This window comes from Sediminispirochaeta smaragdinae DSM 11293 (assembly GCF_000143985.1).
Taxonomy (GTDB): domain Bacteria; phylum Spirochaetota; class Spirochaetia; order DSM-16054; family Sediminispirochaetaceae; genus Sediminispirochaeta; species Sediminispirochaeta smaragdinae.
This window is the reverse complement of the sequence record NC_014364.1, coordinates 4,076,977-4,102,261: the sequence shown is the minus strand read 5'-3', so window position 1 is coordinate 4,102,261 and position 25,285 is coordinate 4,076,977. Positions and strand designations below refer to the sequence as shown.

The 25,285-nt window shown below is 52.1% G+C and carries 23 protein-coding genes; 10 read left to right on the top strand and 13 right to left on the bottom strand.

Annotation, left to right across the window (positions count from 1 at the left end):
* Window positions 1-103: 103 nt before the first annotated feature.
* Genes SPIRS_RS22445 through SPIRS_RS19150 form a run of 9 tightly spaced genes read right to left on the bottom strand, consistent with a single transcriptional unit; the run spans window position 104 to window position 10,419 of the window.
* Window positions 104-640, bottom strand: coding sequence for a hypothetical protein (locus SPIRS_RS22445; RefSeq protein WP_171814789.1), 537 nt, complete (start codon window positions 638-640; stop codon window positions 104-106).
* Window positions 641-685: 45 nt separating this feature from the next.
* Window positions 686-1,420 carry a lysophospholipid acyltransferase family protein gene (locus tag SPIRS_RS19185; protein WP_013256350.1) on the bottom strand — a complete coding sequence of 245 codons (735 nt, stop codon included), beginning with the start codon at window positions 1,418-1,420 and terminating at the stop codon, window positions 686-688.
* Between the two features lie 8 nt (window positions 1,421-1,428).
* Window positions 1,429-2,976, bottom strand: coding sequence for a glycerol kinase 5 (locus SPIRS_RS19180; RefSeq protein WP_013256349.1), 1,548 nt, complete (start codon window positions 2,974-2,976; stop codon window positions 1,429-1,431).
* A 7-nt stretch (window positions 2,977-2,983) separates the two neighbouring features.
* Window positions 2,984-3,652: an HAD family hydrolase gene (locus tag SPIRS_RS19175; RefSeq protein WP_013256348.1), complete on the bottom strand. Its 669-nt coding sequence runs from the start codon at window positions 3,650-3,652 to the stop codon at window positions 2,984-2,986.
* Window positions 3,645-4,340, bottom strand: a complete 696-nt coding sequence (locus SPIRS_RS19170) for a lysophospholipid acyltransferase family protein (protein WP_013256347.1) — start codon at window positions 4,338-4,340, stop codon at window positions 3,645-3,647. Before SPIRS_RS19170 ends, SPIRS_RS19175 begins: the two co-directional genes overlap by 8 nt.
* A complete protein-coding gene (locus SPIRS_RS19165; protein ID WP_013256346.1) occupies window positions 4,337-5,281 on the bottom strand; it encodes a diacylglycerol/lipid kinase family protein in 945 nt (314 codons plus the stop codon). The genes SPIRS_RS19170 and SPIRS_RS19165 overlap by 4 nt, the downstream gene beginning before the upstream one ends.
* Window positions 5,282-5,294: 13 nt before the next feature.
* Window positions 5,295-6,920, bottom strand: a complete 1,626-nt coding sequence (locus tag SPIRS_RS19160; RefSeq protein ID WP_013256345.1) for a DEAD/DEAH box helicase — start codon at window positions 6,918-6,920, stop codon at window positions 5,295-5,297.
* Window positions 6,921-6,948: 28 nt separating this feature from the next.
* Complete coding sequence (locus tag SPIRS_RS19155; protein WP_013256344.1) at window positions 6,949-7,683, bottom strand: uracil-DNA glycosylase family protein; 735 nt, start codon at window positions 7,681-7,683, stop codon at window positions 6,949-6,951.
* A 12-nt stretch (window positions 7,684-7,695) separates the two neighbouring features.
* Window positions 7,696-10,419 (bottom strand): CHASE2 domain-containing protein, encoded by a 2,724-nt coding sequence (locus tag SPIRS_RS19150; protein WP_013256343.1) that lies wholly within the window; start codon window positions 10,417-10,419, stop codon window positions 7,696-7,698.
* 181 nt (window positions 10,420-10,600) lie between these two features.
* Here SPIRS_RS19150 and SPIRS_RS19145 point away from each other — a divergent pair, with 181 nt between their 5' ends.
* From SPIRS_RS19145 to SPIRS_RS19110, 8 genes are all read left to right on the top strand, one after another.
* Window positions 10,601-11,032 carry a hypothetical protein gene (locus tag SPIRS_RS19145; RefSeq protein WP_013256342.1) on the top strand — a complete coding sequence of 144 codons (432 nt, stop codon included), beginning with the start codon at window positions 10,601-10,603 and terminating at the stop codon, window positions 11,030-11,032.
* Window positions 11,029-12,207, top strand: coding sequence for a hypothetical protein (locus SPIRS_RS19140; RefSeq protein ID WP_013256341.1), 1,179 nt, complete (start codon window positions 11,029-11,031; stop codon window positions 12,205-12,207). Before SPIRS_RS19145 ends, SPIRS_RS19140 begins: the two co-directional genes overlap by 4 nt.
* 14 nt (window positions 12,208-12,221) lie before the next feature.
* Window positions 12,222-12,905 (top strand): FecR family protein, encoded by a 684-nt coding sequence (locus SPIRS_RS19135; protein WP_013256340.1) that lies wholly within the window; start codon window positions 12,222-12,224, stop codon window positions 12,903-12,905.
* Window positions 12,906-12,926: 21 nt separating this feature from the next.
* Complete coding sequence (locus SPIRS_RS19130) at window positions 12,927-13,421, top strand: hypothetical protein (RefSeq protein WP_013256339.1); 495 nt, start codon at window positions 12,927-12,929, stop codon at window positions 13,419-13,421.
* Window positions 13,422-13,610: 189 nt separating this feature from the next.
* Window positions 13,611-14,114 carry a hypothetical protein gene (locus SPIRS_RS19125; RefSeq protein ID WP_013256338.1) on the top strand — a complete coding sequence of 168 codons (504 nt, stop codon included), beginning with the start codon at window positions 13,611-13,613 and terminating at the stop codon, window positions 14,112-14,114.
* 81 nt (window positions 14,115-14,195) lie between these two features.
* Complete coding sequence (locus tag SPIRS_RS19120; protein ID WP_245537627.1) at window positions 14,196-15,605, top strand: hypothetical protein; 1,410 nt, start codon at window positions 14,196-14,198, stop codon at window positions 15,603-15,605.
* Window positions 15,602-17,335, top strand: a complete 1,734-nt coding sequence (locus tag SPIRS_RS19115) for a hypothetical protein (protein WP_013256336.1) — start codon at window positions 15,602-15,604, stop codon at window positions 17,333-17,335. The genes SPIRS_RS19120 and SPIRS_RS19115 overlap by 4 nt, the downstream gene beginning before the upstream one ends.
* Window positions 17,332-18,174 carry a phosphodiester glycosidase family protein gene (locus SPIRS_RS19110; RefSeq protein WP_013256335.1) on the top strand — a complete coding sequence of 281 codons (843 nt, stop codon included), beginning with the start codon at window positions 17,332-17,334 and terminating at the stop codon, window positions 18,172-18,174. The genes SPIRS_RS19115 and SPIRS_RS19110 overlap by 4 nt, the downstream gene beginning before the upstream one ends.
* Here SPIRS_RS19110 and SPIRS_RS19105 read toward each other — a convergent pair whose 3' ends face one another.
* The 4 genes from SPIRS_RS19105 to xylA all read right to left on the bottom strand — a co-directional run bounded on the left by SPIRS_RS19105 (window position 18,175) and on the right by xylA (window position 22,460).
* Complete coding sequence (locus SPIRS_RS19105; RefSeq protein ID WP_013256334.1) at window positions 18,175-19,014, bottom strand: M15 family metallopeptidase; 840 nt, start codon at window positions 19,012-19,014, stop codon at window positions 18,175-18,177.
* Window positions 19,015-19,065: 51 nt separating this feature from the next.
* Window positions 19,066-20,064 (bottom strand): adenylate/guanylate cyclase domain-containing protein, encoded by a 999-nt coding sequence (locus tag SPIRS_RS19100; protein WP_013256333.1) that lies wholly within the window; start codon window positions 20,062-20,064, stop codon window positions 19,066-19,068.
* On the bottom strand, window positions 20,061-20,990 hold the full coding sequence (locus SPIRS_RS19095) for a nucleotidyl cyclase domain-containing protein (protein WP_013256332.1): 930 nt from the start codon (window positions 20,988-20,990) through the stop codon (window positions 20,061-20,063). The genes SPIRS_RS19100 and SPIRS_RS19095 overlap by 4 nt, the downstream gene beginning before the upstream one ends.
* A 129-nt stretch (window positions 20,991-21,119) precedes the next feature.
* A complete protein-coding gene (gene xylA / locus SPIRS_RS19090; RefSeq protein WP_013256331.1) occupies window positions 21,120-22,460 on the bottom strand; it encodes a xylose isomerase in 1,341 nt (446 codons plus the stop codon).
* An 89-nt stretch (window positions 22,461-22,549) separates the two neighbouring features.
* Here xylA and SPIRS_RS19085 point away from each other — a divergent pair, with 89 nt between their 5' ends.
* Together SPIRS_RS19085 and SPIRS_RS19080 are read left to right on the top strand one after the other, a co-directional pair.
* Window positions 22,550-23,380, top strand: a complete 831-nt coding sequence (locus tag SPIRS_RS19085; protein ID WP_013256330.1) for an AraC family transcriptional regulator — start codon at window positions 22,550-22,552, stop codon at window positions 23,378-23,380.
* 31 nt (window positions 23,381-23,411) lie between these two features.
* Entirely contained in the window at window positions 23,412-25,259 is a 1,848-nt protein-coding gene (locus SPIRS_RS19080; protein WP_013256329.1) for an amino acid permease, read from the top strand.
* Window positions 25,260-25,285 lie beyond the last annotated feature (26 nt).

The window sequence follows — 25,285 nt, the reverse complement described above, 5'->3', positions numbered from 1 at the left end:
GTGATATATGCAATTCCTTGTTCCTTACGATAATTCGGAACACTATATATATTCATACCAAAAGGGTATTGATGTTGCCCCCGAAAAACGGGCAGCTCTTCCGTTAAAAACTGATACCGCCTACAATCCTTGTCCCGGTGTTGATCCAGTCGTCACCTCCGAACAGGAGGACCTGCTGCACCTCTGCGAAGAGGCTGAGAACCGGGTGAACGGCAATTTGGGCCCGTGCTCCTGTATAGGGACCAAGATAAAAGGAAGAATCACCATCGTAGAAGTGAAAAACCGGCATGAGTCCCGTTACCAGCGAAAACGATATCTTTTTCTTGTCCGGAAAAGGGAAGACGAGTGCCACTCTTATTGGCAAGAGAAAGGCCGGTGTGGTCTTACTGTCGTCGTTATTTGTATGAATACCAAAATCGACTCCAATGGAGCCGTAGAGGGCCTGCTGAATCGGGAACCTGATATCTCCACCGGTTACGAGAAAGGGATCGTCCCAGAGGAAAAAGTCGGTACCTATATGGGCGGAAAAAGCAGGGAGCCCGTAGTCTCCTTCACTGCTTCCCTTTTGTGTTTGACCGAAAAGTAGTTGTGTGTGTACGCATAATCCCGCCAGAATAATGCACAGGATTGTCCTCTTCATTTTCTTTTTGCTGTCCATGATGTAAACGTAGCACTATGAGCAGTTTCAGACAAGCGTTGTTCCTTCATCGATAATGGTACGTCTCAGCCGCTCAGCCAGCCCCCGGCGCTCCTCCTGTGAAAGGCTCTTCGTATCAATTGAAGGGTTAATGGTGATGGTTACTCGTGAGGGGGTGATCCACCCCTTAGCCTCGAACATATCGGCGGTTCCTTCGATGGTGAGGGGAACAATAATGGCACCCGACCTGGTTGCCAGCTTGAGGCTCCCGGCCTTGAAGGGGCCGACCTTTTCGCTCTTGCTGCGGGTGCCTTCGGGAAAGATCATGACCGCTTTGCCCTTTTTTATGGAGTCGATGCCCTTCTCGATTGCTCTGACCGAGGAGCGGGGGCTGGAACGATCGAGCTTTATACAACCGAGGGCAAGCATCCAGAGATTGATGAAAGGGACGCTGAAGACCTCTTTTTTTGCGATGAAACCGGTGATGCCGGGAAGAAACCCTACGACCAGGGGAATGTCGAAATAACTCTGGTGGTTTGCAACAAGGCACAGGCTGCCTCTCTGCCGGAGTGCAGGAAAATTCTCCATCCCTTTGACCGTTACCCTTGCACCTGTGGCGAAAATCACAAGCCTGTGAATAAAGGAACCTATCGAAGAAAGCCAAGCAGTCGATGCCCGATGCATGCCAAAAAGCCGAAGCAGCAGGGCCGGAAATACCACAAAAATGGCACTGAGTATCAAAATGAGCGTCAGAGAGAGCAAATATATAACGGTCCGAATCATGTTATCTCCTAATGATAAAACTTAACAAGGGTATTAAGAGCCTCGTTCCAGCGTCTTCGTTTTTCCCTCCGCTGGTTATGGTCGAAACGAGGATGAAAGTGCTCGTAACTCCTCGCCATGCTTCCCAGTTCTTCCACATCCTTCCACACCGCCGCCCCCAAACCAGCAAGAGCGGCGGTTCCCCGGGCCGTCATATCGGTCTCATCGGGGCGCTCAACTTCATGACCGGAGAGGTCGGCAATTGCCTGAAGAAGGACATTGCTTCTGCTCACTCCGCCGTCTACCTTGATCCGGCGAATCGACATACCGGTATCCTTTTCGATTCCCTCGAGAATATCGACAACCCTGTGTGCGATTCCCTCCAGTACGGCCCTTGCAACATGACGGCGGTGTGTCGACAAGGAAAGTCCGAAGATGGTTCCCCGTGCCTTCGGATTAAAGTAGGGAAACCGGATGCCCGCAGCGGTCGGCACAAAGACGACCCCTTCGGTATCATCACACTGGGAGGCGAAATCGTTGAGCACCGCGGGTGTGTCGGAGAGCCCTATCCCGTTTCCCAGCCAGTCGATCAGCCTTCCCGCCGTTGCTACCGATCCTTCGAGCATATATACCGGTTTTCCCCTTAGGGTCCAGGCAATCAGGGGAAAAAGACCTCTGCGGGAGACCTTTCCCCGCCTGCCTACGTTGATATCCACGAAGCTGCCGCTTCCCTGGCTGATTTTTACATCGCCGGGGGTGAAGCATCCGTGACCGAAAAGGGCCGCCATTTGATCGCCTATAAGCGCGGTTATGGGAATGGGCGCACCGAAGCAGGATGGATCGGTAAAGCCGAATTGGTCCGCCGAGTTTTTGACTTCGGGCAGCATCCTCATGGGAATGGAAAAAAGCCTGCAGAAAATGGCGTTCCACTTCATCTCAAAGGGGTTGTAGAGACTGGTTGCCGCAGCGTTGCTGGTATCGGTGGCATGCACCCTGTTTCCGGTAAGGCGATAGAGAAACCAGGTTTCGATGGTCCCGAAAAGCAGGTCACCTCGTTTTGCCGCCTGCCTCAGGTCCGGACGCTGTTCAAAAAGCCAGCAGAGCCTCACCAGAACATGGTCGGTAACGAAAGAGAGCATGCCGGTTGCCGTAAGCATTGGGCTTCTGGTAATGAACCCGCCCACGGCAGCGGCAATTTTCATGCCGTTCCAGATGCATGATCGGTTCATTTTGAAGGCCTTGTCCCCGGCGCGGACATCCGACCAGCTGATAAAGTTACATTGCGGCTTTCCGCTTTTTTTATCCCAGAGACAAAAGGTGGCCCGTTGAACGGTAATGCCTGCCCCTGCTATCTTTTCGGGAGGAATGGCCGCCTTGCTAAGGACCTCCCGCCCGGCGGCCAGCAGAGCCTGAAAAAGTTCCTCAGGATCGTGCTCGACAGCACCTTGCTCACTCCGTATCTCACTGGTTGTTCGGAAGGCTCTGGCAAGCTCATCCCCGTCTTCTTTATAGATAATTGCCCGTATCGTCGTTCCTCCTGCGTCGAAAGCAAGAAGAAATCGTTGTTCGCTATCCATCTTCGTATTATACCCGAAACCGGTGGATTCGCCAGGACCGCTTTCGGGCGACCCTTCTGAGGGCCCTGTCCGGATTGACGACCTGGGGTTCCTTTACCTTGTCCAGTAAAGGGAGATCGTACATGCTGTCGCTGTAGAAGGAGCAAATGCCGACCGGTATCTCAAGTTCCCGGAGCAACCGGTCCACCTTGTGAAGTTTCCCCTTGCCGAAGGCTGGTCCTTCGATAAAATCACCGGTGCAGAGACCGGATTCATCGGCCTGGAGTCTTGTCGCCACGAAATGATCGGCCTTCGTCGCCTCGACGATGGGAGCAATCAGCATGTCGAGGCTGCTGGATGCAAGGATAATAATCCTCCCCTTATTGCGTTCTTCCTCGATCCTTTGAAGTGCCTGTGAGAAGAGCCGGGCCTGTATGAGCTGCCGATAGCGTCCCTGCGCTATATGTTCAAGTTTCTCGATAGCCATACCGCGAATCGGAAGCATTTTTTTCCCAATATCCTGAAAGGAAAAGATCCCGAAACGATATTTCACTATTTCAATTGGGACCCGAAATACAAGCGAAAGGGGAATAATTCCTGCCTTGAATGCCTCAAGAAGGAATGCGGCACCGGTGGAGCCGCGAAGAAGGGTATGATCGACATCAAAGATGGCCGCTTCCTTTTGCCACTCACTCATTGGCGGGAACCTCCCTGAGCCAATGAAAGCCGTCACGGCGGCATTGCGTAACCGCTTCGGCGTAATAGCCGTGGTAGTGCTCCGGCATCATCATAGCGAGGCTTGCCATGAGTTCGGTAAGTGCTGCCTTCCGTTTGCTTCCCGTCACGGTCTGTCCGTGAAAATCGACCTTGATCGGTACACCGACCTTGAAGGTCACATCCGTTCTTCGAAGATGTTTCCAGTTATCCCAAAAGGCTTCGCCTCCAAAATGGGCCACCGGAAGAATCGGACTTTTGTACCGGACCGCCAGAGAGATAACTCCCGCATGAGCCTCCTGAAGCACTCCGTCGCTGCTCCTGGTTCCCTCCGGGGCGAGCATGATGATTCCCCTGTTTTTAAGATGCTCCCCTGCCTGTTTCAGTGCCGAAAGGTCAACTCCAGATCGATCGATTGGAATTGCCTTCCAGATTCGCGCAAGAAAACCTAAAAAAGGAGTATCCCAGGTCTCTTTTTTGACGAGCCCAAGGGCCGGGCGGGGAGAGGTGTAGAGATGCATGAGCGGAACTTCGAGAAAATTGATATGGTTTACCATGATGATAAGGGGACCGGCCAAGGGTACCGTATCCAACTGGCTTGCATCGATCCTGCATAATCCTCGGAGAATCATCTTAAGAACCGGGTCTACAATTCGAGCCGCTTTTGTCACCGATGCTCTCCTAAGAAGGAAGGGGGGGCAAAGATGGAAAGGGCACCGGGAAAGAGCGTAATGTCCAAATGACGGCCGTCGGTGCAGATTGTTTCGCCGTCGGCATGACATACAAGTCCACCCTCCTGTGCCGTGATGGAAAATGCCGCTGAACGTTCGGTCATGATCGCCCTGTGGCCGGCTTGCGTCCCCTTAATGTATCTGATAATCAAACCTGCCATCTCAAGTCGTGTCAGCGCCTTGCTGGTCATGCAAAGATCCAGAAGCCCATCGTCGCTCATACCGTCCGGCGCCATAAAAAAGGTCCCGCCCATTCGTTTCCCATTGAGAATACTTATCTGGTTCGCCCGCGTTTGGATTTCTTGATCGTTAAAAAGGAGGCGAATCTTCGGAGGAGGGGGAAAGCGAAGAAAGGTCTTTACGGCGCCGATTACATACGCGGCAAATCCGTGGACATGCTTTAGCTTGGCCGCTTCCAGTCCGACCATGGTGTCGAACCCAATCCCGATACCGTTTCCAAAGTAGCGTCCCTCGGGATAGAACCCGCCTTCTATGCATCCCACATCCAGGGGGCGGGGGGGAAGCGTCGCAATCATTGTACAGGCCTCGTGAAAATCGGCGGGTACGCCGGCACCATAGGAAAAATCGTTTCCCCGTCCGACAGGGAGGACCCCGAATGCCGGAGGCGTTTCCCCTCGGTCGACGATTCTCATCAGGCCGTTTATCACCTCGTTACAGGTTCCATCGCCTCCCGCCGCTATCACGGCATCGAAGCCTTCCTCATAGGCGCATTCGGCAAGATATGCCGCGTCCATAACTCCCACTGTCAGGGAGACAGAAAAGTCAACCCCAAGCCGCTTCAAGGCCTTTTCCACTTCCGGCTCAAGAGTAAGGGCCCGGCCCTTGCCTGCAACCGGATTCAGTATGACCTTGTAGCGCATCCACCACCCCCGGCTATTTTTTGAAGAGCTTCCGCTTAATGCGGGAGATGATGCTCTTTTTTTGCTTCTTTTTACCAACCTCTTTGCTGTTCGACGTTGAAGAAACTACCTTGAAATCCTCTCCGTACTTCTGGCGGTACAGTTCCAACCGCTTTTCGACCGTGGCCTTTCTGTCCGGGTTCTTGTACTGCGGCTTTCTCTCTTTTCTCTCCGACGGGGCTGATGAGGGACGGCCTGCCGTGGCCGGTTTTCGGTTGTTCGATCTGCTTTTTGGCCCACTATGTTTCTTTGTCTGATTGCTTCGCCGTCCGGTCTCGTTACTGCGTTGGGGAGAGGCAGCACTTCGGCGGGGAGTAGCGGAGGCCTGGCCTCGATGAGTATCGCGACCTCCTGAATCCTTTCTCCTTCCCTTGGTGCCCTGCGGAACAGCGCGTCCCTTGCTCCTTGTCCCTGAAGAAGATGCTCGTCTGTATTCGGATCGGAAATCAATCCCTGCACTTTTGTCCTCGAGAAAGAGCGCATCGTCGGCCCATTCGACGGGAATCTTCTGTTCGAGCAACTGTTCTATGGGCTCAAGACCGTAGACGTAGCGTTCGCACGCCAGGGTTATGGCCCTGCCGCTTTTTCCCGCCCGTGCGGTCCTTCCGATTCTATGTACATAGCTTTCGGGGTCTTCGGGGATATCGTAGTTGATCACCATTGCAAGGTCGTCCACATGCAAGCCTCTTGCTGCAACGTCCGTTGCCACCAGAAAGCGAATTTCACCATGCTTGACGCGGTCTATGGTGGAAAGTCGTTTTTTTTGCGGCAGATCGCCCATGAGGAATTTGGCGGCATAACCATTTCGCGAGAGACGCTTTGCCACCTCAACGGCAGTCACCTTCATGTTGGTAAAAATGATGGCGTTGGGCGGGTCATACTTCTTCAGCAGCCCCAACATAAGAGAAAATTTCTTCTCCCCTTCCACATGGTAGAGTTCCTGGGTGATCTCCCGAACCGTAATATGCTCGGGTTCGATGGAAACTTCTACCGGCATATTCATATGTTCCCAAGCGACATTAAGCACCTTGGTCCCGAGAGTGGCACTGAAAAGCATGGTCATTCTCTTCTCCCGGGGGCCCATCATCTTCAGCATACGGCGAATATCGGGGTAGAATCCCATATCAAACAGCCGATCGGCTTCGTCGATCACGACGGTTCCGATGGTGGTAAAATCAATCTTCCTGTTTTGTCCGAAATCGATAAGCCGTCCGGGGGTTCCGATATAAAGATCGACCCCCTTTTTCAGGGCCTCTTCCTGTTGTTTATAACCGACACCGCCGTAAAAACAGCCGATATTCATACCCATATGGGCTCCGAGAAGTTTGGCCTCATCCTCAATCTGGACGGCAAGTTCCCTAGTGGGGGAGATGATCATCGTACTCCGCCGTTCTTCCGGTTTTGTGGTACACCACCGCTGAAAAATGGTAACGAGAAAGGCTGCGGTTTTTCCCGATCCTGTTTGCGACTGGACCGTAACGTCTTTTCCCTGAAGCGTCTCTTTCAGGGTTGCTTCCTGTACGGGCATACATGCTTCAAAGCCCGCGTCTTTGATGCCCGCAAGGACATCTTCGTGTAAGTTAAACTCTTCGAATTTCATTGTGCATCACTATACGCTATTTCCTTACTTATTCACAGACCCAGACCCCCAGGGCCTCCAAGTGTTTGCTAGCCTGCTCGCCCCATCCTCGATTTGCCGCTGGATTCGCCGGGCTTGGATGAAGGATCGAGGCTATCGTTTTACCCATCGCACCTGCTACTCGCATGAAAGCCTTTTCCGCGTATTTACCGATGCCGATCAGATATTCGGCACCGGTAATCTCGATAACCTGCTTCAAGTGGATATCGCACGCCTCCTGCAGCCGATTCCGTTCCTCTTTCGGCAGCTTGTCCGGGGTCTTGTTTCTTCCTGAGGGCTCCAAAAAGATAAGCGGGCAGTAGTTTACAATAAGATGATCCCGAAAGAAGTCGTCGGGATCGTGAAATCGCTCTTTCATAAGACTCCAGAGCCTAAGGCCGCTCACCTCACTTCGCCTGCAGTCGAATCCCTCAATCGGCCGTTTGGGATGTTCCTCCCTCGGTTTCTTTATCCTTCCGTCGATGCCGAGCCAGTTCTTAACGGTTTCAACCTCTCCAAAGGGTACTCCGGTCTGAGCCATTCCCCACGGACCCGGATTCATTCCGAGAAAGAGTGTCCTTTTTTTTCCGCCTCCGTACCGGTCGGTATAGGCGGCAAAGGGCTCCCATGCATAGTCGAGGGGGTTGTAGATCACCGCCCCTGGGGGACGATTGAATGCCATACTGTCCACCCGACGGCTAAGCAGTTTAGCCGCCTCCTGTAATGCCTTACTTTCCTGTTTCACAATAATGCTCACTTATTTCAGGGTAAGATTAAAGACCCCGTCCCACTCCTTCGGCGGTGGCGTCTTCATGAATTTCTCCGCACGATCGATAAAAAAGAGGGAGGGACCGTCGCCTGGAATCATCTTCAAAACCCGGGAAAACATATTTTTAGCCTCTTCCCAGTTCCAGGCCTCGAAAAGGTTCATCCCCCTGTCGAATAGTTCAAGCCCTTCCCCTATGTTGTCGTCGATATGGCTTGTTTCTTCAACCAATTCGTAGAGACGTACCGGGGTGTTTATTCCGACTACCCGCACCCTGTCGAGTTTACGAACGACAAATTCCTCTGTGAATCCCTTTCTTGTTTCTTCGCTGATAAGGATCCATGTACCGTATCTTTTGTTTACCCCTTCGAGTCTCGCGGCAAGGTTTACGGCATTTCCCATGATGGTGTAGTCCATTTTCTGGAGGGTCCCCATATTACCCACAACCATCTCTCCGGTGTTGATGCCGATCCTCGTCATAAGGGGACCGGGGGCCATCTTCTCATCAAGAAAACGTTTATTCAACTCCTTTTCCACCCGCTTCATCCGTATCGCCGAGTGACAGGCCCTCCACGCATGGTCCTGATAATCGACAGGCGCTCCGAAAAAGGCAATGATGGCGTCTCCTTCGTATTTGTCAATGGTTCCGAACTGCTCCAAAATAATATTGCTCATACCGGTCAGATAATTGTTGAGCAGGGTTACCAGTTCGGTCGGATCAAGCTGTTCGCTGATCGTGGAAAATCCTCTGATATCGGTGAACATGGCTGTGAGTCGTTTCTTTTCTCCCCCGAGGTTGAGCCGTTCCGGTTCGGCAATCAGCTGATTGATTACTTCGTTCGACAGATAATGGCCGAAGGCTGTTCGCAAAAAGCTCTTCTCGCCCTCGGTTTTTAAAAACTTGATGAGGGAAATCGAGAGGAAGGTGATGGAAATCATCAACAAGGGTGTTAGGAGCGGAAGATACCAACCGAGGCTAAGAAAGAGGATGAGCCCCGCACCGAAGGTTCCAAGTATGAAGGCGATCCCCACGAGAATGGAAGGCAGCGGCGAGAGACGTCTGATGATAAGGGAAAGCAGCAGGGTGAAAAGCAGTGCTATGGCCACTCCTGCCGAAAGCGGCAGTTCCCGGAGAAAGTCCTCCTGCAAAATCGTATTGACGACGGCCGCGTGGGTTCCGACGTTCATATACTCCTTCGCAAAGGGGTTTACGCCGATATCGGTGGTCGATATTCCGGTGTGACCGATGATGACGAAGGCCCCTGAGAGCTCGTGCGAAAGCCTCTCCCGTATCTCCGATAGCTTTGAAATATCGGTCGCTATTGCGGCAAAGGAGTCCGTAACTTCCACCTTGATCGCCTCGTATTCCTTCTTCTGCTCTTCGTTCAGCTGGCCGGAGGAAAGGAGTCGATCGATTTCACCTATGATGGCACGCTCTGTGTCTCCGGCTATGAGGGCCGTACATTCCTCAAAGAACTGCTTGCGAACTTCTCGATATTCGTCGACCTTTGAGCGATCTTGTATACCCTCCTTGCCCGCTTCGGCGAGCAGATCTTCCTTCAGCTGTTCCGCATAGCGATAAAGATCCATGGGGGGCGCCTGGCCCTTGTAAAAATCGAGATATCCTGCCTCTTCCATAATCTTCAGATTCGCAACGATCTGCTCTTCCAGACGGCCGTGTACCACCAGGTTGTTATAGGAGAGATGTCGAAAACTGTCGTCGAAAATTTTCGGCGGCCAATTGATAAGCATCCTTCCCTTGCCATCAAAGGGGATCGTGACACTTTTTTTCTCCCCCTTGAGGGTGATGCTTCCCGGCTTCGCGATGATCTGCGGATTCCCAAGCCGCTTCAGCAGGGGGACAAAGGCGAGCTGACCGAAATACTTTCCATCATATTCCGCCAAGAGATCGATTCTCCGCCGTACACCATCGTTGTCAACCACAACATTGGGAAAACCGGCCCCTGCCGCCTTCGATAGAAGTTTCATAATCGCCGGCTGGACTGAAGGGCCCTGCAAAGAGGGGGCATAGGTTCCTTCTACACGGACGTTTTTCAGGCTCACATGCTCTTTCACATAGCTTTTCAGGTCATCGCTGACCTTTGCCAGCTCAACCTCGTTGGGCAGCATATTTACCGTTATCCAGCCGTTCCCGAAAAAGTTGAGAGCCTCGCCGAGGTATGCGTCGTTGTCCCGGGAAACGGAACGAACCGCATCCAGCAGCAGTTTCATTACCTGTTGGTTGATGCCCTTCAGATCGGAAATATAGCTTTCAGCCCCGTTGAGGGGAATATCGCCGTTGACCAGGGCCGTAAAAAAGGCAGTGACGTTTTCTCCGAGAACCGAGAAGTTTTCTTGAAACAGGGCGGGAATTTTCTGCTCGAGATAGCGGGAGTCGATTCCCAGGGGGCTTTTGTCTACATACTCGATATCGAAAACCGCCGCTTCGGCATCGAATTCGCTGAGAAGGATCAGCCCGTCCGCTACCACGCTTCTGCTCCATGGCCAGGTTCCCACCTGGGCAATGGCGAGATCATCGATATCGAGGAGCAAAATCGAATTATCCTCTTTCACAGCCGGTTTGATATGCATAAAAAGATCGAAAATGCGCCTGTCGCCGTTCTGCATCTGCGGCAGTAACATCACAGATGTTACCAGGGCGGCAACGATAAGCGGAATAAGATAGTAAAGTCGAAAGACGCTATTCTTTCGCATGAATGAACCTCCGAGACAGGGGTAATCGGCTCTAAGTATAGACTGATTTTGCCCATTTTGCTTGGAATCAATGCAATAAATGTACTATACTGAGCAGGGTAATGATATGCTTGGTAACGATTTACTGTTTTTTATCTCTTGAATATCCATAATATCCAGAATTGTCATCTTAGGAGGAGTTATGAAGCATTTTCTTGCCGTTGTGTTTTTTTTCGCTGCGGCAGCGCTTTTCGGCCAGTCGAACGAAATCATCGACGAAATTCTTGCCGAACCGCAACTTAGCCCGGCCGCTGCCGCCTATCTTCTTGCAAGCCTTTCCGACGGGAATCAGGCCCCTGCTAGCATGGAAGAGGCGCTGGCATCGCTATCGGATCAATTCGCCGATTTGGGAGAGAGTATCAGTGTAGGAGAGTTCGCCCTTCTCCTGCAGGAGAATCTTGATCTTCCAAAAGGTCTTGGCTCGTTGGTCTACCCGTCTCCCAGATATGCCCTACGGGACCTCCGGTTCCTCGGCATCATTCAAATGAAGGCACATCCCGCAACCCCGCTTTCCGGTGAGGGGGCCCTGCGGATTCTCGGCCGCGCCCTTGAAAAGCTGGAGGTGCATTCATGAAGCGTTTTGTCCGTTGCACATTCTTTGCTACGCTATTTCTGTTGCCCTTTACCACTTCGCTTTTCGCTTTCGACTGGGGAGTCACCTCCTATAGTCGCCTCGGCTACGAATTCGGCGGGGACGAAGATAACCAGTGGCAGAAACGGGAGAAGCTTTCTCTTTGGATGGAGGAATTCTGGTCCGGGGAAGACAATAGCCGTTATTCATTTCTTTTCAACGGCTACTATCTCTACAGCGATGAAGAGAGCAGCGATGATGTCGATTATCTCTTTGAAAGCGATCTTCTTGTGTTCAAGATGAAACGGCCGCAGCTGTTCGGCGGAAACGAGGTCCTTGATCTCTCGGTCGGCAGATTCCCCTTTTCCGATTCGACGAGTCTGGTGCTTTCGCATATAGCCGACGGATTTTCCGCAGGCCTGGACCTTTCAAGGTATATCGTAAAAACAGGGATGGGCTATACCGGACTTCGTCTGAAGCCCGTTTCAAGTGTAAATATGAGCACTGCCGATATCAGCGATGATGATGACGACGATATTCATTTTGCTCCGAAGCGTCTATTTGAAATGGCTTCCGTCTCTTTCCCTTCCTACCTGCCCCGCCAGAACCTAACCGTTGAAGGGCTTTTCCAGCAGGATTTGCGTAGTGACGATGAAGATAAACTCAACAGCATCCACGCTACGGCGAAAGCCGACGGTGCGATCGTGGGCAACCTCTACTATACCCTTTCCGCCACCGGAGCCTGGAATACCTCCGACGATCTCGATGATGTGATGGTTCTTGCCGATCTGAACTACTACGCGCAGCAGCTTCTTCATTCGAGGATATCGGCTGGTATGATGTACACCGGTGAGGATTTCTTTACCGTTTCCGAGCCGACCCTCGGCTTAATCTATTCGCCGGATGAGGCGGATCTTTTCAGGCTCGACATTGCCTATTCCATACGTCCCTGGCAGGATCTATTCTCGCCGGCCTTAAAGAATCTTCAGTTCCTTGCAGCGGGGCGGTTTTACCTCGTTCCCAGCGACGACTACAGCTACACAGGAACCGAGTTGGAGGGTGGTCTCACCATTCGCCCCACTTCGGATTTCGGCATGTCGCTTACCGGCGGACTCTGGGTTCCCGATGAAGGGGATACCCGGGCTCTTCTTCGCGTCGAGTGCTCACTCGGTCTGTAACAAAGGAGGTATCGATGAAATCCATCGTTCGTATTATTCTACTTTCGCTCTCTATGTTGCTTTTTACGGTAACGGCCCTCTCCGCGGAGAACGCCGTCGTCGAAAAGGTTTCCGGAAAGGTCGAACTGCAAAAGAATGGAGGAAGCTGGGAGGCTCTTTCTGCCGGAGATGAGATTCCCCTGGGGGCAACCATCTCCACCGGTTTCCGTTCCGAAGCCCTCCTGCAGATCGGTGCTGCGACCCTCGAGGTCAAACAGCTTACCCGCATGCGCCTCGACGAACTCATTCAGAAGGAAGGGGTTGTCAAAACCGATCTTTTTCTTCGGGTCGGCCGGGTTAAAACCGAGGTAAAACACACCGAGGGGCTCCAGCAGGATTTCCGCCTGCGAAGTCCCGTTTCCACCGCTGCGGTTAGAGGCACGAGCTTCTCCTTCGACGGTTCAAACCTTCAAGTTTTTACCGGCCTTGTGGCCCTCACCAACACCCTCAATCAGGTCGCCCGTGTGGCAGCCGGTGAAAACTCCTCCACCGACGGCTTTAGCCTTCCTCCCGAAGGTGTCGAAGCCCTGGAGCAGATGTTCAATGTTTCCATCAACACATCGCAGATCGAAGAGCAGCTGGAAAGTCTCCTTCCCTCGTTAGATTTAACATCGACGGGAAGCGTCACGATTAATTGGACCTATAGTAGTCCTCAATAAGCAACTGAAGAAGGAGCGAACATGAAATTACATAGATATCTGGTGCCGCTTCTGGCCTCTCTACTCATCCTTTTCTTTAGCGGATGCTATTCGGAAGCGACAACAAGCGACGGCTCGGTGAGCCTGACGGTCTCGAGTAAAGGTGATATCGGTGATTCAGGATCCGGTAATTATCTGGTGGCAAAATTCTACGACGCTGATGTGATGGACGAGCTTGAAACTAATGAAACTATTACCGTCGATGAACCGTCTGGCATAATTATCTATACTCCTGCCTCTTTCCCAACTCCATCACTTCGATATGCCGATTATATTGAGAATTTTTCCATGGGAAGTTCCGGTTCTTTTACCGTGCCTTTTCTAACTCCGAAGAGTTACCGACTGCTTCTGGAAGAGTATGAGTATTCTGAGGGAGATGGTGTTTCCGGTCCTTGGTATGCTGGCCTTTCCAATGCTTTCACGGTGAATGCCGGAGAGACCTCCTCTGTTTCTGTTGAATTATTATATATTTGTTAATAATCAGCGATTTCGCTTTTGGTCTGCGGGTGCTCCGGCTTTTTATACGGGGTACCCGCGTTTATAAAAAAATGATATGAGGTCCCTTTTTCGGACCGACTGTTGCCTTAGACTGTAGCAAGAGTGCACCGATTTCATGAATTATCGGAGTTACGGTCGGGGATGTGAAAAAAGGAGCAATGATGAAAGATGATGAAAATAAATACATATCTAATACCGCTTTTGGCCCCTCTGCTTATCCTTATCTTCGGCGGGTGCTATTCGGAGACGGTAACAAGTGATAATGTGGTAAGCCTGACAATTTCAAGTAAGGGTGATTTAGGTGATTCGGGAGATGGTTATTATCTGGTGGCAAAATTCTACGACGCTGATGTGATGGACGATCTTCTTGCCGGTGATGAACCCACCATTCGGTATGTTGCGACTACTGCTGAGTTTTATTATTATTATACCATTAGTTTACCTGACCCCGATATGCTGTGGGTCGATTATATCGACACCTTGACAGGGTCGGGAATAATGACTATTTCGTCGATTCCTCCAATGCGATACCGTCTTTTGCTTGAGGCTCATAATGTAAGCGATGATTATAATGGTTTCGCTGCCTACGCCGGGGTTTCAGATGCTTTTACCGTTAATCCGGGTGAAACATCCACCATTGCTGTTGAGCTCATTAATCATGCAGAAGGATAGATGAATTCGAACGAACAATGCCTTTCATACTGCTATCGTTCCCCTTGACTTCCCCTACCGTTCTCCGTGTTAATAAGAGCAATGGGATCTTCGTCACATAGCCATCAGAGCCTTGCCATGCTAACCTGCGGGCGTCCCGAGGTTTTACGCGGGGCACTCGACTCTTTATCGGCGGAGACGGAAGGTGTTCCTATAGGCCCGATCACGGTCTACGACGATAGCCGGGAAGCTTCTGTCCGGAGTGTCAACGAATCGATTGTTCACTCCTTTGCCGCCCAAAGCGGTCTTGCGCTTTCCTATGGGACGACAGAAACCATCTCCCCGGAAGGGCCGGCACAGAAGCAATCAGCCTTTGCCCTCGGCCTTCTCCCCTTTCCTCATGCTCCTGCAATGCCTGGGGCCGCCCGTAATGCGATTCTCCTTTCCTCTGTCGGAAAAAAAGTCCTCTCTTTCGACGATGATATTCGATTTTTACTGCGAGAGCCTCGTTTTGCTATGGAAGAAGGATCACCGCTTCCCTTTGCATTTGCCGCTTCAGGAACAGAATCGTTTCCCGATTCTGTCTCGAGACCTCTTGTTTCCGGTGCAGTCCGCTGTTTCGAATTGTTCGACTCGGTTTTGGGACGGACGCCCCGATGTGATGGTATGGCGGAAGGGGACAGCGAGGCAGCAGCGGACCTGCATAGCCCGGTTCGTGCGGCCATGGCCGGCATTTGCGGGGACCGGTGGTTTTCATCTCCCCTTGCGCTTTTTGATACCCAGCCATTTCTTCGAAAGCGGGCATGGCCCAACAGGCGCAGTTATCGGAGGGCTGGTAGCGATCCCGTCGCCCTTCTTCTTGCTCCAGAGCTCTCCTACACCTCCCATCCCTTTTTCATTGCCTCTTGTTACGGTTTCGATGCTTCCGAGATTCTGCCTCCCTTTTTCCCGCATATCCGGAATGAGGATGGGGTATGGGCCTTTCTTCTCCGCGCTTCTTATCCCGATGCTCCCATTGCCCATCTGCCTTTTGCTTTCGAACATAAGAGGGGAATCCATCCCCCCTTTCGGTCGGAACACCGATGTTCCGGTATTGGAGCGGGAACTGTCGTGCAGCGTTTGCTTTCCTTCTTTTCCGATGAACTAAAGGCTCCCGAAGCCGGCGATCGGCTTCTTGCCCTGGGCATGCGGCTTTCCGGGGCTGCATCCCTCCCGCTGCGGCAATGGAAACACCTCCTTTTAGAGCTTCATCTGAAGCATGAAGGGGCCATGGTTGCGAGGCTTGAAGCCGATCTTGAGCAATCCGGTGGAAAACCAGGATTCTGGGCGAAGGATCTTCGATCCTTCCTTGACCGCTATCTCGACGAGCTTCCAGCCTCTACACCCAGCCGTCCCCGTGAATTTCATCACCTGGGAGACGAGGCTGAATCCGCCTTTCAACGATTTGTAGGTTCCTGTGGAGAGCTACTCTGTGCCTGGCCTGAGATATGGGAAGGACGGGCCTGCTTATGAGCGATCGCTATTTTCCTGCGCACTGTAAGGCTTTTTCTGCCTCCTCTTCGACGGTAATGCTTCTCAATCTCAATGATAATTCCGTGTATCGGGCCTCGCCCTTCGAATCGAGGCTCTTTCTTGCCTTGCGGGGCTGCCGGAACGTGGATGAGCATATTGGTTTCCTGGTTCGAAGCACCGGAGAGCGCTTTCCCGTTTCTGCCGTGGCCGATCGGCTTCGGTGTTGGATAGCCGCAGGACTTCTGCGCCCCGAGAAGCTTTTGCACCATCCTTCTGCAGCGGTTTCTGCAGAACCGGGAGATGAGGCAGCGCTGACGGCGGCGGTGGTGACTGCACGGGGGCCTGAGACGCTACGGCCGTGGCTCGAGAGTCGAATCGCTTCACCGGCCTTTGCCGACCGAAAAATTCCTTTTCTTATATGCGACGATAATCGTGATGCCTCTGCCTCTGGGCAGAATCGACGCCTTGCCGAGGCTTTGGGGGCAGCTTATCCGGGAACAATTCGTTATATTGGAAGGGATGAACGGCGGCGTTTTGCCGAGCGGCTTTCGGCATCGGCTGATAAGGCGGGGATCGATCGACAGGTGGTGGAATTCCTTGTGGAAGGCCCTGCCGAAAGGGCGGACTTATCGACTGTTGGGGCAAATCGAAACCTTGCCATGCTCCTTGCTGCGGGAGATCATCTGCTGATAAGTGACGACGATCTGCTCTACCGCTGTTATACCTCTGCACATGCAGAGGCCCTTTCCCCTTCTTTTGTTTCCGATTTTCGGCCGAACATGAATTTCTTCCCCACGATCGAGGCGCTACAGGAACGGCTGGCTCATCTTGCCGACTATGACCTTCCCGCAGTGGCCATGCGCTTGTTTTCTTCTCCCCAGAAGGTGGGTGACTGGTCTCTCGAAGCACTTTCTCCTTCTTTAGCTGCGATTCTGGAATGCAGGAGTGTCCGCATCGGTGCGATAAGTGCTGGATACGCAGGGGCCCGCTGGTTTTCTTTTCCCTGTTTTCCTGCTCTCCAGAGGTTTTTTTGCAATGACAATTATTTTCTTGAAAAGAAGAATTATGAGGCAATAGCGGAAAACGGCCTCAATCTTACGCTTGCCGACGGCATGGTTGCAAGTGATTCCTCATTCCTTCAGGGAGGAACCCTCGCCTTGGCGGCGAACAGCGGGGCCCCTCCCTTTTTCCCTCTCGACCGCCACGAGGATCAATCCTTTGCCCACATCTTCAGAGCCCTTGATCCTGATCTTCTTTTTTGTCATCTTCCCGTCGCCCTTTACCATGATCCCTCGCATAAACTTCCCTTTGGCCGGGCGCTTTGGGATTCAGACCTTGGCCCCGGGAGACTGTTTCTTCTGATTGTCGACGACCTCGGAGGCCGCCTGCTTGCAGAATCCGCTGCCGAACGAAGGGGCGAGCTCGTCAGGGCGTTGAGAGAGATTGCAGGATTGCCGGGTTCCGCTTTTCGGCTTTATCTGCGCCATCTTGCCGAGGCGTATATCGATGCGAGGCTTAGGAGCGTTGATCTGTTGCTCGATCGCTATCATGGCGAACCTGCTTGGTGGGCCGACGATCTTAGGGCCTATCGTGAATCGATGCTTCGTGAGAAACAGGAGCCTGCCGCTGCCCTTCCTCCCGTTTTTGCCGATTGGCTGGGACGTTATGCTGCGTCCCTTGATGCCTGGCCTAGCTTGCAGAGGCTTGCACAGGAGATAAGCGTGCTATGATGAGGCGAGGATGTACGACCGCCTTGCTTGTGTGCCTGCTGCTTCTCTCTTCCTGTGCCAGCTTTTCCGGACGGCCGAAAGAGGTCGGACTACCGCAGGATCTGCCCCTCTTGTCCTCTGCGCGATCTCTCGGAACGGGGGTTTCGTACCTTTCCTACCAAGGGAAAAAGGGCTTTCCGCCATTCCATCTTTTGATTATAGTCCCCTCGCAGGGTGCCCAGGTCCTTCCTCTTGCTCCCTTTCCCCATGGAACGGATGTTGCAAAGGCCTTTCGTTCGGCTCTTTCCCAGCGTCCCGAAGCCGTTGCCGCCTTTACCGGTGCTCCCTTCGTGAGCGTGGGAGGGGCTGGATCGAAGAGGCTTGAGGCCATTGGTTCTTGGTTGGTGGATGGCCGGGAGTATGGGGCAAGGCAGCGGCAGTGGGGCGTGCTTTTTCGTGATGAAACAGGCTATGGAATAGTCTCTGCCGGTGGGGACGTTCCGGATCACCCCCACTGGCTTGTCGGAACCTATTTGCCCATATTGAAATCCGGGGATACTATCGGCATACATGGCCGGCGGCACGCCCGTACCGCCTTCGGTATCGGAGGCAGCAAGGCTTCCGCCTCTCTGTTTGTCCTTGTTGTTGAAGGCGATTCACTGTTTCAGCCGGGGCTCACAAGCCGGGAAACTGCCGGAATCTTGAGCCATTACGGGGCCACGGAGGGGATAAATCTGGACGGTGGTGATGCCGCTGCCATCGCCTTTATAGACGATGGCGGGAAAAAGGCTCTCCACTATTATAGGGGAAAGCGGCGCCGCCTTCCCTGTTATTTCATCGTCCTTTCGGGGCAGGGGTAATCACTTCTGAACCCTGAAGGCCTCTATCCGTGCCTTATTGTCATGCAGAAATTCTAGAGTGCGCTGCTGACTGTCGCCGAAAAAGTCCCGCTGAAGTGCCATGGCATCGGGGCCGATGTATCGAAAGTGCCACGGCTCCCACATGTAACCGGTCACCGCTTCTTCCCCTTCGGGAAATGAGAGGGAGAACCCGTACTTCCAGGCGTTCTCTTTCATCCATTTTCCCGCCTTTGTGTCGGCAAAGGCCTCGGTAATGCTTCCGAAGTCGATCACGGTACCAAGCTGGTGTTGGCTATGGCCGGGCCGGGCCGAATAGCGGTCGGCGGCTTCCTGCCCATCGGCTTTTACATAACGTTGATACAGGCCCTGCTGATAGGTCCAGGAACGAAAGGTCGAGGAAAAAAGCAGGGTGACACCATCCGCCTTTGCGGCATCATTCAGGGCCAAAACATGGGGCATGACGGCCTTGCTGAGGGAAAGGTCCTTTCGACTTACCGCCAGGGGGTAATCGTTCAGCGAAACCCTATCTTCCGGTTCCCACTCCTCGGGAAGGGCATGGTTTTTATCCACAAGGATTGTCAGGATTTCCGGTTCCTCACTAACCTTAAGAACCAGCTCGAGAAAATCCTGCGGTTTGGCAAGGATTGCCTGACGAATGGCTTCCGGCAGGGGTGCCGTCATCTCTTCGAGATCCTCTATTGTCATGGTGAACTCCGGATGGAGATATACAATTTCAGGGGATTTTTCTTCTTCCGCTGTCGCATCTTCACAGGAACTCAGGAGAATGAAGGCGGCAAGAAGCGGCAACAGGATACTAATTTTTTGATGTATTGTGCTCATGCCAGCCACTATAGCGAAGCTTCGCCGTTTGGACAATGAGAGGGAGTTTTTTTAAAGTACACGACGCATCCTGAAGATTTTCTTTCCTTCAAACTCTCCCTCTTCGAGAAAGAGCTCTTTAAGCCCCGGATGGGTCGTTTCATATACCTGCCTGGTGATATAGAGGTTTCCGGGAGCGGCATATTTTGTGCCAAGGTGAAAAATGAAGTTGATCGCGTCCGAAACAATGGTTCCGGTATTGCCTCGCTCTTTGTAAACGGTTTCTCCGATATGGATTCCAAGGCGGTAGGAGATTGGTGTTCCGAAGGGGAAATCCTCGCAACTGGCAATGGCTCTATTCATCATAAGCTTGCAGGCGGCGAGGACCATGGGAAACGAGCTTCCGTTATAAGGGAAAAGTAGAAGACCGCCGAATTCGTTCCACATCCAAATGCGGCCGTTTATCTGCTCGAAATTCTTGCGTATAAACCCCTGAAACCTATCTTTTACAGCCTTGAGGTGATCCTGTCCTGAACTTCGTTTCCATTCGCTGGTTGCATCAAGTTCAGCAAACAGCATACAAAACAGATAGTTTTTCCCCTGTTTGACGTGCTTCCATTCTCCCCCGGGAATGATACATTCCTGCGGAAAGGCGAGGGGATCTGGGCAGGTCCCAGGCTTGGCCGTTTTTTCGTTACTTATTGATGTACCGAGAAAATCTTCAATCTCTTTCAAGCGTTTTGTCTGAAAACCACGTTGAAAGAGCTTTTTCCCAAGGTAATCGACCCCTCCCTGACGAAAAAAAAGTGCGGGGTCTTCCATCGCATCTTTGCTATCTATGACCGCAGTACATACATGGGGAAGTTTTAGGAGAAAACGTAGTTCCTTGCCGTAGGCTTTCTCTTCCTGCTGACTAATATCGTAATAGACAAGGCAGGTTCCCGTTTCGTCTTTTAACCGGGAGCGGTATTCCTTTCTGGGAAGTAGCTCTATGCTGTTTTTGCGGCTTCGCTCGATTGCCGAGAAATGGTCCGTAATCTTTTTTTGATCGCTGATCACAAAGAGTTTCACGGCTTCTCCAGTTTGAGGGTGTAACGGTAGTATTCAAGCTGATCTTTCCCTGTAAAGGGTTCGAGGTCGGTGGAAGAGATCGCATCAAGCATGAGCTTTACCACCGAGCTGATGGTCATGCTGTCAGGTAATGTCATACGGGATTCAATGTCCATGATCCGCTTTATGGTTTCGCAGGATTTTAGTTCTTCTTCGTCCGGTGTGTAATCGAAGGGTCCGCTATGAATGGCGACTCTGATGTTGAGAGGCGATTTCAGTGGACAGGATATTTTGTTGTAAAAAAAGAGTTCGTGAAGGATTTCCCGGCCTGCCATGACGGCACTCTGGTTTTTGTTATTGAAAAAGAAGGTGGCCAGGCCTCCGTCTCCCTCCCAGCTCCATATCCTGCCGTTGCGTTTAAGGACGGCATTCTGACAGATTTCCCGGAGGGCTTCATAGGCTGCACCGACCTGCTCTTCCTGATTTTCTCTTACAATAACCGAATTGCCGACGATGTCGATCCTGAGAAAGGTGAGGGTATATTCCTTCGCCGTTTTTAGCGCGCCCCAGTTTCTTGTAATACTATATTGAGGGTTCTCGACAAAGAGCTGGTTTGTTGTGTCGTAGAGATAGCCGAGCTCAAAGACTCCGGAAATGATGTCGCGCATGTAGGGAACGGTGTATCTTCGCCCCATGAGCCCCTTGTCTCCGATCTCGACCAGAAGCAGGACGAAATCGAGAAAGCGATCGGCCTTGACCATGTCGTGGACGATTTGTCGTGCGGCTTCTTTATTTGGAATTGGCATACTCGAGGGGAATCCCGTTCTTGCATAAAGGTCGTAATTGGGAAAGACCTTTTTGGCAAGGACCACCATCGTCTTCGTGGTCATGGATTGGGCGAGGGCCTTTGAACTAGTGTTGATTAATGCGCTTCCTATTCGTTTCACAAACCTACCACAGTTACTTATTAATCGACAATTTTTATGCTTAATCAAGCTGTTTTGTGGCGATACGGAAGATAAAAAGGCCGTGGGACCTGACAGGCCCCACGGCCGAAGCTCTCCCGGAGGAGAGGGTCAGCGCACGAACATGTAGCGGTTCAGGATATTTTCCAGAAGTTCCTGATTTCCGCTGATGGTTTCCGGCTCCCTGGCGTCAAGAGCGATGTTGCGCAATTCTTCAAGGGAGAGCTTTCCCGCCTCGAATTCCGCTCCCTTACCCGAATCGAAGGAGGCGTAGCGCGTGCTTTTGCGCTTGGGCAATTCGCTTTTTGTATTGATGTTGTAGGCGATTTCCAGACCGAGAGCAAAGGCGTCCATTCCGCCGATATGGGCATAGAAGAGGTCTGCTGGATCGGTGGAGTTTCGCCGGCGCTTGGCGTCGAAATTGAGGCCTCCGTAGGTGAATCCACCGTTTTCGAGGATCACCATCATTGCCCTTGCCGTCTCATAGACATTCGAGGGAAATTGGTCAGTGTCCCAGCCATTCTGATAGTCTCCCTGGTTCGCGTCGACACTGCCGAGGAGGCCGTTGTCTGCAGCTACCTGGAGGTCATGCCAGAACGTGTGGCCGGCGAGGGTCGCGTGGTTGTTTTCGATGTTGATGGCAAAATCCTTTTCCAGACCGTTTGTTTTGATGAAGGCGGCAACGGTTTCCGCATCGTAGTCGTATTGGTGCTTTGTCGGCTCCATGGGCTTGGGCTCAATCATGAAGGTTCCCTTGAAACCTGCCTTGCGGCCGTAATCCCTGGCAGCGGTGAGAAAACGGAGCAGGTGCTCTTTTTCCCGCTTCATGTCGGTGTTCAGAAGGCTCATGTAGCCCTCTCGTCCGCCCCAGAATACATATCCTCCTCCGCCAAGGAGAATCGTTGCGTCGATGGCTGCCTTTACCTGGGCCGCGGCAAAGGGAATGACATCGAAATTGGGATTGGTAGCCGCTCCATTCATGAATCGGGGATGATTGAAGAGATTCGCCGTACCCCACAAAAGTTTGACACCGGTGGCCTCCTGGCGCTCCTTTGCCATGCCTGCCAGCTCCATCAGGTTTTTTTCACTTTCCGCAATGCTCTTCCCTTCGGGAGCAAGATCCCGGTCGTGAAAACAGTAAAAGGGGGCGTCAATCTTCGTGATGAATTCAAATGCCGCATCTACCTTATCCTTTGCCGCTTCCATGGGGTCCGCCTTGACTGCCCAGGGAAAGTGGTGGGTATCTGCTCCAAAGGGGTCGTTGCCTCCTGCGCAGAAGCTGTGCCAATAGGCGATGGAAAACCTGAGGTGTTCCCTCATGGTCTTGTTTCCGATTTTTTTGTCGGGATCGTAAAAACGAAAAGCGAGAGGGTTGTCGGTTCCCGCTCCTTCATACGCTATTTTTCCGATTCCCGGAAAATACTCTTTATTGCCGATAAAATAGTCTTTCATGTGGTTCCTCCTATATCCAAATATAGGAGCTGTTTTTCGACTCTGCTATGGAGAAGATTGACAAAAGATGTATATAATTGACATTAACGATGGTTTTAAACATTCGCGAAGCGCTGTTTGTCTATCAACTTCAGGATGAAGAAAAGATTAGATGGCATAGTAGGGTCCACGCCCATGGCCGGGATGAATATGAGCTGCACTATTTTCTCCAGGGCGGCGGAAGCTTCAGCGTCGGAAGTACCACCTATCGCATTTCACCGGGATCGGTCTTTCTTTGTCCCCCTTTGGAGGTTCATACGATTCAGACCATCGGCAACGATCATCCCCTTACCTATTATGCCATTCTTTTTGCTCCGGATGAGGGGGCGGATGCCGAGCTTAGGGAGCTTCTGACCGGCAGATTGCCGCGGAGCTTGTATCGTCATGTGGGAACAAACTACCGCTTTTTTTTCGAAGAACTGAAGGAAAAGGTGGCTTCCTCAAGTAGTGCAAGGCGAAATTCGGGTATCCATCAGTTTGTTTCCTTTCTCTACATGTTGAACGAGGGACCGGGCAGCTTTAACTATGGAGACGGAAGTAATCAGCATATTGAGAAGGCGTTGAAAATCATGCAGGGAAGGGTGACCGAGAAGCTCGATTTGCCCACCCTTGCCAAGCGGGTCGGTCTGAACGAGTCCTATTTCATAAGGCTTTTTCGTCAAAAGATGCAGATTACCCCCATGAAGTATTTTACCCGATTGAAGATCGAAGCAGCCACCGGCTATCTTCTCGGGACCTCACAGCCCTTGTATCAGATAGCCGAAACCCTCGGTTTTTATAGTGAATTTCACTTTTCGAAGACCTTTAAACAGTATGTAGGGGTGAGTCCGAGGGGCTACCGAGAGCGTTATCGTCAGAATATCGAGGGAATCGATTCTTGACCGTCTAAGTGAGAATAGATTACATTTTCGCATGGAACTAAAAAAGAAATTACGATTTCTCGATCTCTACGCAATCAGCTCGGGGGCAATGATTAGTTCCGGTATCTTCATTCTTCCCGGGATCGCTTTTTCCATTACCGGACCTGGAGTGTTCCTTGCCTATATGCTCGCAGGCCTGATAGCCGCAATCGGTATCTTGAGCGTCGTCGAGCTTTCTACCGCCATGCCTAAGGCAGGCGGCAACTACTTCTTTATTGCCCGCAGTATGGGCCCCCTCGCAGGGACCGTTACTGGTGTTCTGAGCTGGTTTGCCCTTTCCCTGAAAAGTGCTTTTGCGATTTTCGGTCTTGCCGAACTCTGTACCCTTGCTTTCGGTGTCAATGTGCACCTTGCAGGTTATATTCTTCTGACGCTCTTTTTTCTTCTGAATGCTTTTGGGGTGGACCTCGCAAGCAGATTCGAGGTCCTTTTGGTGATTCTTCTTCTTGCAATCCTGGCGGCATACGTGGGGGTTGGATACGGTGCGGTGGAGCCTCTGCGTTTTCAACCTCTTTTGCCGCACGGCCGTAGTGCCCTTCTTGCCGGTGCCGCTTTCGTTTTTGTCTCCTATGGGGGACTGATTAATGTTTCTTCCATCAGTGAAGAGGTTGCCTCTCCCAAACGGAATATTCCTGCGGGGATGATAAGCAGCGTCATCACCATTACCATTCTCTACGGAGCCGTGCTCTACGTAACCGTGGGGGCCAGTGATCCCTCCACGCTTCTCGCCTCTGTTGCACCCCTTGCCGACAGTGCAAGGGGCTTTGGCGGGGCTGTCGGCTATGCCGCAATCACTGCTGCTGCGGTCCTTGCGTTTATCACAACGGCAAATGCAGGAGTCATGTCCGCCAGCCGTTACCCTGTTGCGCTTAGCCGGGATAAATTGATACCCGGTTTTTTCGGCCGGGTTTCCAAGCGCTCCGGGACTCCTTTTCCCGCCCTGATTGCCACAACCCTGCTCATCGGCGGCTCTCTGACCCTTGAGCTGGAGGTCTTGGTCAAGGCCGCATCTTCGGTCATCCTGCTCAATTACGTCCTTGCTTCTCTTTCCGTCATGATCCTACGGGCAAGCCGGATTCAAAGTTACCGTCCGAGTTTTCGTACCCCGTTTTTTCCGTTGCCCCAGCTGCTAACCCTTATTTCGGTGGCCTTTCTTATCGTACATCTTGGTTTTGAGGCGGTCGAGGTTACCCTTTCTTTTATTGTTTTGAGTCTGCTGCTCTATTTCCTCTATGGGAAACGACAGATGAAGCGTGAATTTGCGCTCCTGCATATTGTGGAACGAATGACCGATAAACGTCTGACCGATTCCGTTCTGGAATCGGAGCTTGTGGAGATCGTGTTTACCAGGGACGAACTGGTCAAGGACCGGGTGGATGCGGTGTTCCGGGGGGCTTCCTGTCTCGATCTTAGCTCCTGTGCCGATCGAAAGACCCTGTTTTCCCTTGCCGCAGAGCATTTTGCGAAGGAAGGCTTCGGAAGTCAGGCGGAGCTTGAGGCTTTGCTTGAGGATAGAGAGGCGGCAAGTTCTACCGTTCTTTCTCCTTTTGTTGCCATTCCCCACCTGGTATGCGGCGAAAAGGGGCGATTCGGCCTTCTGGCCGTACGCTGTACCGAAGGCATTGCCTTCGACAAAGTTCATCCGGCGATAAAAGCTGTCTTTTTTCTTGCCGGTTCCATGGACCGGCGGGATCTTCACCTCCAAACCCTTGCCGCCATTGCTCAGATTAGCGGTTCGGAAGGCTTTGAAAAAAAGTGGCTTGCGGTGCGCGGAGGAGAGGGCATCCGAAATCTCCTGCTTCTCGGCGGCCGACGCCGGGGGCAATCGGAGTTGCTTTAGCCGATCCCTTTTCCTTTGCGGCCGTA

Coding starts and splice junctions, on each gene's coding strand:
- SPIRS_RS22445 (WP_171814789.1), bottom strand. CDS start 640: ATGAAGAGGACAATCCTGTGCATTATTCTGGCGGGATTATGCGTACAC.
- SPIRS_RS19185 (WP_013256350.1), bottom strand. CDS start 1,420: ATGATTCGGACCGTTATATATTTGCTCTCTCTGACGCTCATTTTGATA.
- SPIRS_RS19180 (WP_013256349.1), bottom strand. CDS start 2,976: ATGGATAGCGAACAACGATTTCTTCTTGCTTTCGACGCAGGAGGAACG.
- SPIRS_RS19175 (WP_013256348.1), bottom strand. CDS start 3,652: ATGAGTGAGTGGCAAAAGGAAGCGGCCATCTTTGATGTCGATCATACC.
- SPIRS_RS19165 (WP_013256346.1), bottom strand. CDS start 5,281: ATGCGCTACAAGGTCATACTGAATCCGGTTGCAGGCAAGGGCCGGGCC.
- SPIRS_RS19160 (WP_013256345.1), bottom strand. CDS start 6,920: ATGAAATTCGAAGAGTTTAACTTACACGAAGATGTCCTTGCGGGCATC.
- SPIRS_RS19150 (WP_013256343.1), bottom strand. CDS start 10,419: ATGCGAAAGAATAGCGTCTTTCGACTTTACTATCTTATTCCGCTTATC.
- SPIRS_RS19145 (WP_013256342.1), top strand. CDS start 10,601: ATGAAGCATTTTCTTGCCGTTGTGTTTTTTTTCGCTGCGGCAGCGCTT.
- SPIRS_RS19140 (WP_013256341.1), top strand. CDS start 11,029: ATGAAGCGTTTTGTCCGTTGCACATTCTTTGCTACGCTATTTCTGTTG.
- SPIRS_RS19135 (WP_013256340.1), top strand. CDS start 12,222: ATGAAATCCATCGTTCGTATTATTCTACTTTCGCTCTCTATGTTGCTT.
- SPIRS_RS19130 (WP_013256339.1), top strand. CDS start 12,927: ATGAAATTACATAGATATCTGGTGCCGCTTCTGGCCTCTCTACTCATC.
- SPIRS_RS19125 (WP_013256338.1), top strand. CDS start 13,611: ATGATGAAAATAAATACATATCTAATACCGCTTTTGGCCCCTCTGCTT.
- SPIRS_RS19120 (WP_245537627.1), top strand. CDS start 14,196: ATGGGATCTTCGTCACATAGCCATCAGAGCCTTGCCATGCTAACCTGC.
- SPIRS_RS19115 (WP_013256336.1), top strand. CDS start 15,602: ATGAGCGATCGCTATTTTCCTGCGCACTGTAAGGCTTTTTCTGCCTCC.
- SPIRS_RS19110 (WP_013256335.1), top strand. CDS start 17,332: ATGATGAGGCGAGGATGTACGACCGCCTTGCTTGTGTGCCTGCTGCTT.
- SPIRS_RS19105 (WP_013256334.1), bottom strand. CDS start 19,014: ATGAGCACAATACATCAAAAAATTAGTATCCTGTTGCCGCTTCTTGCC.
- xylA (WP_013256331.1), bottom strand. CDS start 22,460: ATGAAAGACTATTTTATCGGCAATAAAGAGTATTTTCCGGGAATCGGA.
- SPIRS_RS19085 (WP_013256330.1), top strand. CDS start 22,550: ATGGTTTTAAACATTCGCGAAGCGCTGTTTGTCTATCAACTTCAGGAT.
- SPIRS_RS19080 (WP_013256329.1), top strand. CDS start 23,412: ATGGAACTAAAAAAGAAATTACGATTTCTCGATCTCTACGCAATCAGC.